This window comes from Streptomyces sp. NBC_01092, from assembly GCF_045039535.1.
Taxonomy (GTDB): Bacteria; Actinomycetota; Actinomycetes; order Streptomycetales; family Streptomycetaceae; genus Streptomyces.
On the sequence record NZ_CP108659.1, the window covers coordinates 1,212,900 to 1,224,407 of the forward strand.

The 11,508-nt window shown below is 68.1% G+C and carries 9 protein-coding genes; all 9 read left to right on the top strand.

From position 1 onward, the window contains the following. Positions 1 to 18 precede the first annotated feature (18 nt). A complete protein-coding gene (locus OG254_RS05250; protein WP_405577711.1) occupies positions 19 to 1,068 on the top strand; it encodes a substrate-binding domain-containing protein in 1,050 nt (349 codons plus the stop codon). Positions 1,069 to 1,265: 197 nt separating this feature from the next. Beyond that, positions 1,266 to 2,435 (top strand): Gfo/Idh/MocA family protein, encoded by a 1,170-nt coding sequence (locus OG254_RS05255; RefSeq protein WP_405594853.1) that lies wholly within the window; start codon positions 1,266 to 1,268, stop codon positions 2,433 to 2,435. Beyond that, complete coding sequence (locus OG254_RS05260) at positions 2,432 to 3,388, top strand: sugar phosphate isomerase/epimerase family protein (RefSeq protein ID WP_405577713.1); 957 nt, start codon at positions 2,432 to 2,434, stop codon at positions 3,386 to 3,388. The genes OG254_RS05255 and OG254_RS05260 overlap by 4 nt, the downstream gene beginning before the upstream one ends. A gap of 130 nt (positions 3,389 to 3,518) precedes the next feature. Continuing rightward, on the top strand, positions 3,519 to 5,024 hold the full coding sequence (locus OG254_RS05265; protein ID WP_405577715.1) for a sigma-70 family RNA polymerase sigma factor: 1,506 nt from the start codon (positions 3,519 to 3,521) through the stop codon (positions 5,022 to 5,024). A gap of 917 nt (positions 5,025 to 5,941) precedes the next feature. Continuing rightward, positions 5,942 to 6,496: a helix-turn-helix domain-containing protein gene (locus OG254_RS05270; protein WP_405576380.1), complete on the top strand. Its 555-nt coding sequence runs from the start codon at positions 5,942 to 5,944 to the stop codon at positions 6,494 to 6,496. Further along, entirely contained in the window at positions 6,430 to 7,020 is a 591-nt protein-coding gene (locus tag OG254_RS05275; protein WP_405594773.1) for an IS630 family transposase, read from the top strand. Before OG254_RS05270 ends, OG254_RS05275 begins: the two co-directional genes overlap by 67 nt. Positions 7,021 to 7,088: 68 nt before the next feature. Continuing rightward, a complete protein-coding gene (locus OG254_RS05280) occupies positions 7,089 to 8,273 on the top strand; it encodes an IS701 family transposase (RefSeq protein ID WP_405577717.1) in 1,185 nt (394 codons plus the stop codon). 309 nt (positions 8,274 to 8,582) lie between these two features. After that, entirely contained in the window at positions 8,583 to 10,334 is a 1,752-nt protein-coding gene (locus tag OG254_RS05285; RefSeq protein WP_405577719.1) for a cellulase family glycosylhydrolase, read from the top strand. 102 nt (positions 10,335 to 10,436) lie between these two features. After that, on the top strand, positions 10,437 to 11,498 hold the full coding sequence (locus tag OG254_RS05290) for an AraC family transcriptional regulator (RefSeq protein WP_405577721.1): 1,062 nt from the start codon (positions 10,437 to 10,439) through the stop codon (positions 11,496 to 11,498). The last annotated feature ends 10 nt before the right edge of the window (positions 11,499 to 11,508 follow it).

An 11,508-nucleotide genomic window follows, 5' to 3' on the forward strand; every position in this document is an offset into this window, starting at 1 on the left:
CGCCAAGGAGACACAGACATGGCACAGCACGTGAACACCACCCGCCGAGGACTGCTCTTCGGTACCGCGGCCGTGTCGGCCGGCGCGCTGCTCACCGCATGCACCTCCAACGATGCCGGCAACTCCAACGGCGGCTCGGCCGAACAGGCCCCCGTCGCCGACGACAAGGCCGGCAAGCACGTCACCATCGGCTTCGCGGGCCCCCAGGCCGACCACGGCTGGCTCAACGCCATCAACGTCAACGCCCGCGACCGCGCCAAGAAGTACAAGGACGTCGCGCTGGAGATCACCGAGGGCTCGAACGACACCGCCACTCAGATCGGCCAGGTCGAGACCCTCATCAACAAGAAGGTCGACGTCCTGGTGATCCTGCCCGCCGACGGCAAGGCACTCACCCAGGTCGGACTCAAGGCGATGCGCGCCGGCATACCGGTCGTCAACCTGGACCGGATCTTCAACTCCCCTCAGGCATACCGCTGTTGGATCGGAGGCGACAACTACGGCATGGGCCTCAACGCCGGCCACTACATCGGCGAGAAGCTCAAGGGCAAGCAGAACGCCCGTGTCATCGAACTCGCCGGGCTCGACAGCCTGGAGCTGACCAAGCAGCGCACCAAGGGCTTCGACGACGCCCTGAAGAACTACCCGAACATCAAGAAGGTCGCCCGCCAGGCCGCCGAGTTCACCGTCGAGTCCGGACAGTCCAAGATGGCGGCGCTGCTCCAGGCCAACAAGCAATTCGACGCGCTGTGGAACCACGACGACGACCAGGGCGTCGGTGCGCTGCGCGCCGTCGAGCAGGTCGGGCGGGACGACTTCTTCATGGTCGGCGGCGCGGGAGCGCTCTCCGCCTTCCAGGCGATCAAGGCCGACAGCGGCGTCCTGAAGGCGACCGTCCTCTACCCGCCGACCATGGCCGCCTCGGCCGTCGACCTGGCGCGGGCGCTCGGGCAGGGCAAGGGGATCGGCGGCATGGCCGAGTTCGAGATTCCCTCTTCCGTCACCCTCTACTCGGCAGTCGTCGACAAGGAGAACGTCGACCGTTACCTGCCGACCGGCTTCAACTAGTGCCGTGACAGGCACCGGACGCCGCTCCCTCACGGGCAAACGTTGCCTGCCACCGCACTGGATCGCTCCGAGGACTCACACCCATCGTCGCCGCGGGTCGGGGCCGGTGCGCCGCACCGCGCCCGCCCCGACCGCGTCAAGGAGAGCTCGTGCATAGGGAATCCATCGTCGCCCGCAAGCCGCGGCTCGGGATCGGCATGGTCGGCTACGCCTTCATGGGTGCCGTCCACTCGCAGGGCTGGCGCACGGCCGGCCGCGTCTTCGACCTGCCGTTCGAGCCACATCTGACCGCGGTGTGCGGCCGAAACCGGCAGGCGGCGCGCGCTGCCGCGGACAAGCTGGGCTGGGCGTCCGCCGAGACCGACTGGCGGGATCTGATCAGACGCGACGACATCGATCTCGTCGACATCTGCACCCCGGGCGAAAGCCATGCGGAGATCGCCATCGCCGCGCTCGACGCCGGCAAGCACGTGCTGTGTGAGAAACCGCTGGCCAATACGGTCGCGGAAGCCGAGGCCATGGTCGCCGCGGCGGCACGCAACCCGGGCCGGATCGCCATGGTCGGATTCAACTACCGGCGCACCCCCGCTCTCTCCCTGGCCCAGGCCATGATCGGGGCCGGCAGGCTCGGCACGCTCCGGCACATCCGCCTCACTTATCTCCAGGACTGGCTGGTAGACCCCGACTTCCCCCTCACCTGGCGGCTGAGGCGCGAGACAGCCGGCTCCGGCGCCCTGGGTGATCTGGGATCCCACATCATCGACCTCGCCCAGTTCCTGGCGGGCGAGCCGCTGGCCGGCGTCACCGCGCTCACGACGACCTTCGTCCCCGAACGCCCCGTCCCGGCGGGCGCGTCAGCGGGACTCACCACCTCCACAGGAGTCGACCGCGGCCAAGTCACCGTCGACGACGCCGCCCTGTTCACCGGCCGCTTCCCGTGCGGCGCACTGGCCTCCTTCGAGGCCAGCCGCTTCGCCCACGGCCGCAAGAACGCACTACGGCTCGAGGTCAACGGCGAGCACGGCTCACTCTTCTTCGACCTGGAGCGCCTCAACGAGCTCCACTTCTACGACGGCACGGAACCCGGCGCCGAAGCCGGCTTCCGCCGCATCCTGGTGACCGAACCCGACCACCCCTACCTGGCTGCCTGGTGGCCCCCTGGCCACGGACTCGGCTATGAGCACACGTTCGCCCACCAGGCCCGTGACCTTGTTCAGGCCGTCGCCGACGGCACCCGGCCCTCCCCCTCCTTCGCCGACGGGCTCCAAGTGCAGCGGGTGCTCGCCGCCGTCGAGGAGAGCGCGTCCAAGGAGAGCGTCTACACCCCTGTCTCCCCTGCCACAGACGGAGAAGGACGTGCATCATGAGCCACCGTTTCACCCTCTTCACCGGCCAATGGGCGGACCTCCCCCTGGAGCAGGTCTGCAGGATCGCCCAGGATGCCGGGTTCGACGGCCTGGAAATCGCCTGCTGGGGTGACCACTTCGACGTGGACAAGGCCCTCTCCGACCCGGCCTATCCGGACTCCCGTCGCAGGCTCCTGGAGAAGTACGGCCTGAAATGCTGGGCCGTCTCCAGCCATCTGGTCGGCCAGGCCGTCTGCGACGCGGGCATCAACGAGCGCCACCAGGCGATTCTCCCGCCCCGGATCTGGGGCGACGGTGACGCCGAGGGAGTCCGGCAGCGCGCGGCCGCCAGGATGAAGGACACGGCACGCGCGGCCGCCGCCTTCGGCGCCGACACGGTGATCGGCTTCACCGGCTCGGCCATCTGGCACATGGTCGCCATGTTCCCGCCCGCCACCGAAGCCACGATCGAGCGCGGCCACCAGGACTTCGCCGACCGCTGGAATCCCATACTTGACGTCTTCGAGGCAGAAGGCGTCCGCTTCGCCCACGAGGTGCACCCCAGCGAGATCGCCTACGACTACTGGACCACCGACCACGCCCTGCACGCCGTCGACCACCGTCCCGGTTTCGGCCTCAACTTCGCCCCGTCACACCTCGTCTGGCAGGACTTCGACCCGGCAGGCTTCCTCTACGACTTCCGTGACCGCATCTACCACGTCGACAGCAAGGACGCCCGCAAACGCCTCGACGGCCGCACCGGACGCCTGCCCTGGGGCGACCCACGACGTGGCTGGGGCTGCGTCTCCGCGAGCCACGGCGACGTGCGCTGGGAGGACGTCTTCAGCATGCTCCGCTTCATCCGATACGACGGTCCTGTTTCTGTCGATTGGGAAGACGCCGCCCATCTCAAGGCGTACGACATCAGTCCACGATCCGCCTCCTTCGACGCGGCCTTCGGGCTAGGCCACTGAGCGGGCCCTCGCCGGAATCGCGCTATCTACAGCTATTTACATATACTTACAGCTATTTGCTTCCCAACACTCCCAACAGGCACCACACTGTCTCCCGCACCACGACCGACGCGCTTCCGGGGGACGAACCATGCCGGCATCCGACGCAGAACTGACCCGCGCCATCCGGGCGTCAGGACGGCACAGCGACAGTGCGGCCGATGCCTTCGAGGAGCTCTACCGCCGGCACCACACGGCCGTCCTCGCCTACGCGCGGACCTGCTGCCGCGATGGACACACCGCCGAGGACCTGGCGTCCGAAGCTTTCGCTCGCACCCTGCAGGCGGTACAGGCCGGCCGCGGTCCCGAGTACGCGTGGCGCCCGTACCTCCTGTCGGTGGTCCGCCGTACCGCCGCCGACTGGGCGGTCACCGCCCGCCGCACCGACCTTTCACCGGACTTCGAACCCTGGCTGGAGTCCGGCCCCGCCGAGGAGAGTGGCGAGGAGCGTGTCCTGCGCCAGGAGGACGATGCCTTGCTCGTGCGCGGCTTTCGCTCCCTGCCGGAACGCTGGCAGGCGGTGTTGTGGCACACGGTCGTCGAGGGCGAGTCGGCCGAGCGGGTCGGCGCGCTCCTCGGTATCAGCCCCAGTGGCGTCGGCTCGCTGGCCGCCCGTGCCCGCGAGGGCCTGCGCGAGGCCTACCTCACGGCACACATCGAGTCCGTGGAGTCCGCGGGCAGGCCAGAGTGCCGGCACTACAGCCGTCTTCTCGCGACCGCCGTACGCCGCCCCGGCCGACGACCCAACAAGGACCTGACCCGACACCTCGACGGATGCGCCGGCTGCCGCCGCGCCATGATGGAACTGACCGACCTCAACGAGCGCCTGCGGCTCGTCCTGCCCGGCGCGCTGCTGTTGTGGGCGGCCCCCGCCTACCTCGCCTCCCGGCTGGCAGAGGTCGGCACAGCAGCCGGCGGGGCCGGGCATGCCTCGGTCCACCTTCCGAAGTTCACGCTGAACCCGCTGGGAGCCGGCCTCGCGGCAGGGGCCGTGATAGCGGCGGCTGCAGGAGGCTTCCTGGTCCTGTCCCACGCGGGAAACGACTCGCGCACCGCAGCGCCCGCCTCCGCACCCGGTCTCTCGCCCACACCCTCGAAGACCGCTTCCCCGCCCCGCAGCAGTCGCCCGGTCCAAACTCGGACGCCGCCCCCTTCCGGTGACAGCAGTCTTCCGCTGAGCGGCACGTCCACGGTCAACGGCGCGGATCGGACCGGGGAGATGGTCTCCGGCGTCGCGGCCGACCTCTGCCTCGACAACCACTGGGCATCCACCGCTGACGGATCTCCGATCACCATCTACCCCTGCAACGGCACCATCGCCCAGAAGGTGACCGTGACCAGCGACCACCGCCTCAAGATCCAGGGCAAGTGTGTCGACGTCTCGGGCGGCGGCATGGCCAATGGCACGCCGGTCCAGCTGTTCTCCTGCAGCAGCAACAACGCCGCACAGGTCTGGTTGCCGCAGCCCGACGGCTCCCTCCTCAATCCCCAGTCGAACAAGTGCCTGGACGACCCTGGCGCCACCGTGCAGGCAGGAACACAGCTGGAGATCCACGACTGCAATCAGACCGCCGCACAGCGCTGGCGGATCCCCTGACGACCAGTGCTCCGCGAGCGGGAGTTGAGACGGCGGGTTTCTCTTACTTCGTAGTCCTCAGCACAAGAGCAGGGTTGCTACTGCCGCGACCACACCGACCAAAGTGGGAACCCCACCACCGCCTCGCTGCCTACAGGGCAAACGACGCCGCGCAAGGCACCGAGACCAGCCAGCTGACGTGGCATCACGCAACCTTCGTCCAGCGAGGAAGGGCTTGCCGCATCCGGACAGACCAACTGGCCGACCTTCCTCGGTCTGGACTTCGGCAAGCTCAAGGCCAGGCACGGGATCATGCTTGTGCTCGTCGACCAGCCCGTCTCGATCGGTGCAGTGCTATCGGCCGTCGCCCGCGCCGCGAACAGGCTTCAAGGCCAACTCATCCAGATCCGTCCCTCGCTGGAGCGGGTGCTTGGCCCGCGTATCGAGTAATCGGCCGCGCTCCGGCTGCAACGCTGCGTAGTCAGCACCAAGTCAGCACGGGAGGGGTGAGGCGCCTCTCGGACAGCGGTCGCGTCCACCCTCTGCGGGCCTCTGAACCACCTCTTCACGACGAGGCACGGAGCCCGCACGCATGACCAGACCCAGAACTATGTTGGCCCACCACATGTGCGCCTGGCCTGCGCCTTTCTACCGTGTGCCGATTCCTACCCGTCCCCACCGCACACGAGGAAGTGGCGCACATGGCCTCCGGAACCACCGCTCCCCCACCACCTGGCAACCTCAAGCGCATCGTCGCAGCCAGCCTCATCGGCACCACCATCGAGTGCTACGACAACTCATTCGGTCAGGGCTAGTGCTGGGTTCCTCTTTTGCTGGGTATATGTCCTGGTGGCGGGGCTGTTCGGTTGCTCGGGAGCGGGTGCTGGACGGTGGTGTTACGGGCACGGCCGAGCCGTGACGAGAACGAGCAACGGCTCGTGCTTCGACTGTCGCGAGCCCGCAAAGCGCCGCGCGATCTGGTGGTGCGGGCGCGCATGGTCGAGCTGAGCTGGTCCGGACAGCGGGTGCCGGCCATCGCGGAAGAGTTGAGGTGCAACCCCAAGACGGTCCGCCGCTGGTTGCACCGCTTCAACCGCTCTGGCCTGGACGGACTGGAGGATATGGGCGGTCAGGGCCGCAAACGGCGGATCACCGAGGCGGAACGCTCGATGATCATCGGCTTGGTCAGACAGCCGGCGCCGGGCCGGCTGACCGTGCAGGCAGGCGGCGAACTGGCCGCAGAGGACGAGTCCGGGCCGCCGGAGTGGACCCTTGACGCACTGGCCGCGGAGGCCCAGCGGCGGGGCATCGAGATCGGCCGCAGCCAGGTCCGTCGGATCCTGCTGGCCGAGAGGGTGCGCTGGCGCCGCACCCGGTCCTGGACCCGCTCGAGGGACGCAGACTTCGAGGGAAAAGGACAAGGATCATCGAGCTCTACACCCGCCCGCCCGGCGGCGCGACGGTCGTCTGCGCCGACGAGCTCGGACCGGTGATCCCCCGCACGTTCCCGCCGGCGCCGGGCTGGTCGCCGGACGGCCACCGCATCAAGTCCGAAGTCGACTACAGCCGCGGACCGGAGAAGACCTGGGTCTACGGTGCGCTGCGAGTGCGGGACGGACAGGAAATCACCATGACCGCTTCCTCTCGCAACAGTGCCTTCTACCAGCAGTTTCTTCAGAAGGTCGAGGCAGCCAATCCCGCTGGGGACATCTACGTCGTTACCGACAACCTGTCCTCACACAACAGCCTGTCCACCCGGACTTGGCTGGTGGACCACCCCAGAATCCGGCACGTCTTCATCCCCGTCGGCGCCTGCTGGCTCAACCTTCAGGAAGGCTGGTGGCGCATCTTCCGCAAGGCCGCCCTCGCCGGGCAGTCCTTCGCAGGACCACCCGAGATCGAGCAAGCCACCCGTCTCGCAACAGCCCAGCTCAACACCCGAGCCCAGCCCTGGGTCTGGGGCAGGCCCGCACCGCCAACCCGCCGACTACGGCGCCGATATGCGTACGCCGTTTGAGGAACCCAGCACTAGTACTGCAACGGTGCTTGTCGTGACTGCTGGCCAGGTTGGTCGTTGGTGTGGTTATGGGTGGGGACCTTGCTGATGTCAGGTTGTGGGCCGGTGAACTGACCGCTCTGCACGAGCGGTTCGTGCACCGGTTCAGCAGGTCGGAGCCGAGGGAGTCGGCGCTGGCCTATATGCGCGGGCTGATCGCTCCGTTGGGGCGGAAGAACGGCTGGACGCTAGCCGAGCAGGCCGGCCATTCAGGCCCGGACCGCATCCACCGGATGCTGAACCGGATCGAGTGGGACGCCGCCGAGGTCCTTGATGACGTGCGTGACTACGTCGTCGAGCACCTCGGTGACCATGAGGCCGTCCTGATCGTGGACGACACGGGCTTCCTGAAGAAAGGCACGCGGTCGGCCGGGGTGCAGCGGCAGTACTCCGGAACCGCCGGGCGGACGGAGAACTGCCAGATTGGCGTGTTCCTCGCCTATGCGACCCCACGTGGACGGACACTGATCGACCGACGGCTGTATCTGCCCACGTCCTGGATGGAGGACCGCGAGCGGTGCCGCCGGGCCGGCATCGGTGACGACGTCGCCTTCGAGACGAAGGTGGCCATGGCGAAGGCGATGGTCCGTCGCGCGATCGCGGACCGGATCCCGTTTCGGTGGGTGACTGCGGATGCCGCCTACGGCTTTTCCAAGGGCTGGCGCTTCGAGCTGGAGCAGGCCGATGTCTTCCACGTCATGGCCACCACCCGGCACGACACCGTCGTGACCCGCTGGGCGATCGACCACCCCGTCCACGACCTGTTCAACGGCCTGCCGCGGCAGAAGTGGAAGCGCCGTTCCTGCGGCACCGGGGCTCACGGCCTGCGGATCTACGACTGGGCTCGCGTCGAGGTGCGGCCCTGGCACCGGCCCGATCGCCGCCACTGGGTCATCGCCCGCCGCAGCGTCAGTCGGCCTGGGGAGGTCTCCTACTACATCGCCTACTGCCCCACCGAGACCACCCTCGACGACCTGATCCGCATCGCGGGCAGCAGGTGGGCCATCGAGGAATGCTTCCAGAGCGCGAAGCAGGAATGCGGCCTGGACGACTACCAGGTCCGCCGCTATCCCGGCTGGCACCGCCACATGACCCTGGCCATGGCCGCCCACGCCTGCTTGACCATCCTGCGAGCCCGCGAGCTGGACACCGACAAAGCAGAAACGGATCCTCCCAGCTCATCCATCTCAGCCTTGCCGAGATCAGACGACTGATCACCCGCCTCACCGACCGCCGGCCCGTCACTGTCGACCACATCCTGCACTGGTCACACTGGCGTCGACGACGCCAACACCAAGCCCGCATCAGCCACTACAAGCGACGCGGACACAGTCCATGAACCTGCCCAGCAATCAGCACAAACACCGTTGCAGTACTAGGACCTGAGGTGTGAGGTGAGCAGCCGGTCCCTCTCAAGAGGGCGGCGGCCGTTTCCGTGGATTGGCTGTGAATGACGGCAACCTCCCGCCCAGCGGCGGCCACTAAGGGGCGACACCGGCTCGATCTTCCAGAACGGATGAGCAATGAACAAGCAGCAGGCCCCACAGCACCGCCGACGCCGGCTTCGGCTCGCAGTGGGTACACCGCTGGCGTTGATCGCCGCGGGCGTCATCGCCTACGGCACGGTCTTCGGGGCGTTCGGCGACGACGCCAAGCCCGAGGCGTCCGCGGCGACAGCCCCGGTTCCCGACAGCGCGATGGCGGCCGTGGCCGCGATGCAGCCGGGATGGAACCTGGGCAACACCCTGGACGCCATCCCCGACGAGACGTCGTGGGGCCAGCCCCGCACCACCAAGGCCCTCCTGGACAAGATCCGCGCCCAGGGCTTCAACAGCATCCGCATCCCGGTGACTTGGAGCGACCACCAGGGAGCCGCGCCGAACTATACCATCGATCCGGCGTACTTGAGCAGGGTCAGGCAGGTCGTCGACTGGGCGATCGATGAGGGCTTCTACGTCGTCCTCGACATCCATCACGACTCATGGCAGTGGACCGGCAAGATGTCCACCGACCACGACCAGGTGCTGGCCCGCTTCAACACGACCTGGAAGCAGCTCGCCACGGCGTTCCGGAACGAGTCCGCCAAGCTGGTCTTCGAGAGCATCAACGAGCCCAAGTTCGACAACGCCGACAACGCTCGCCAGGCCGAGCTGCTCAACGAGCTGAACAGGTCCTTCCACAAGGTCGTGCGCGCGTCGGGAGGCAACAACACCAAGCGCCTGCTCATGCTGCCCACCGAGGTCTGCACCCCCGACCAGCGGCTGATGGACAACCTGGCCACCACGATCAAGTCGCTGCACGACCCCCGGCTGATCGCCACCGTGCACTACTACGGCTACTTCCCGTTCAGCGTGAACGTCGCCGGCTCCACCCGCTTCGACGCGCAGGCCCAGGGAGACCTGGACAAGACGTTCAAGCGGATGCGCGACACCTTCGTCGCCCGGGGCATCCCCGTCGTCCTCGGCGAATACGGCCTGCTCGGCTACGACCACGGTCCCGGCGCCGTGGAACGCGGCGAGATGCTGAAGTACTTCGAGGCGCTCGGCCACGCCGCCCGGAGCAACAAGGTCACCACCGTGCTGTGGGACAACGGCTCCTTCTACGACCGCGGCAAACTCCAGTGGAAGGACGCGGGGCTCTTCCGCCAGATCAAGTCGAGCTGGACCACGCGGTCGGCAACCGCCTCCTCGGACAACGTCTTCGTACCGAAGTCCGGTCCCGTCAAGGACCGTACGCTCACACTGAACCTGAACGGAGCCGCCTTCAAGGCTCTCAAGCAGGGCGCCACCAAGCTGGTCAGCGGCAGGGACTACACCCTCTCCGGCAACCGGTTGACCCTGAAGGCGGCCGCGCTCACCCGGCTCGTCGGCGACCGTTCCTACGGGGTCCACGCGACGCTCCAGGCCGAGTTCTCCCATGGCGTGCCCTGGCGGATCCAGGTGATCTCTCACGCCGCCCCGGCGCAGTCGAGCACGACCGGGACGGCCGGTTCGTTCCGCATTCCCACGCAGTTCCGGGGTGACCTGCTGGCGACGATGAAGGCCGAGTACGCCGACGGCGGAAACGCCGGTCCGACCACTTGGACTCCGCTCCAGCAGTTCAACACCGCCTTCGCGCCGGACTATGCCAAGAAGGAGATCCGCCTTACTCCCGCCTTCCTCGACGCGGTGAAGGACACCGCGCGTGTGAAGCTCACTTTCCACTTCTGGAGCGGTGCGACGGTGACGTATCACGTGACCAAGTCGGGTGGCACGGTGACCGGTACGACGTCCTGAGTCGAGGGCGGTGCCCGCCCGGGGAGGTTCCCGGGCGGGTGGCCTCGGACAGGACCCCTCTACTCTGTGCGCAGCCAGCAAAGCCCGGTCACGAGGAACGCCATGTCCGAGAGCCCCGCCCCGGCGCAGTCGCCCGGAACCAGCCGCAGCACCTCGGCGACCATCCCGCCCAACATTCTGCGCTGTCTCACGCCGGTCACCGACGGGTACGGAGTCGACCTCCGGCCCGAACTGAGACGGGTCGGGCTGGACGAGCCGATGATGCGCTCGGCAGCGCTGCGGGTCTCCTACCGCCAGGGCAGTGCCGTCATCCGGCGTGCGCTGGAGCTCACCGGTGACGCTCACCTGGGCCTGCGGGTCGGTGCCGCGCAGCACTTGACCTCCTGGGGCCTGCTGGGGTTCGCCCAGATGGCAGCGGAGACTCTGCGGGAGGCCATTGAGACGGGCGTGCGCTTCCAGAACCTGTCCGGGGCGATGGTGGTCTGGTCGGCAGGGCAGGAGGAAGCCGGCTACGTACTGCGGGCCGTACTACCCGATCCCGCCCTCGACCCGGCGGTCGCGGTCTTCCTGGCGGAGGAGGCGTTCGCCAGCGTCGTCGCCCTCACTCGGCTGAGTTCCGGGGAGGAGTTCGCGCCGCAGAGCGTCGAGTTCGCCTTTCCCGCCCCACGCGACAGCGGTCCCTTCACCGAGCTGTTCCGGTGCCCGGTACGGTTCGACGCCGCGGGGAACCGCTTGGTGTTCCCCACGGCATGGGCCGCGCGGCCGATGCCGGGCCGCGACCGGGTCACCTACACCGCCGTCGTGGAGCTGCTGGCGGAGCAGGTGGCGTCGAGGCGGGATCAGCAGGATCTGCTGGAGGTACTGGAGATCTCGATCGCACAGAGCCTGCCCGACGTTCCGTCCTTCGTCGAGCAGGTCCGACGGCACGCTTCCAGTGAGCGCACGTTGCGCCGTCGCCTGGCCGAGTGCGGCACGACGTACGAGGCGGTCGTCGACGGGGTGCGCCGCGAGCGGGTCGAGCAGCTGTTGCGCCGCTCCGGGCTGACCCTGCGGGACATCGCCCGGCAGGCGGGTTTCTCCGACGTGCGAGCGCTGCGGCGTGCGGTGCACCGCTGGCACGGGGTGAGCCCGGCCCGGCTGCGCGAGAACGCCGCGGAGCAGTGACGGGAGTCCC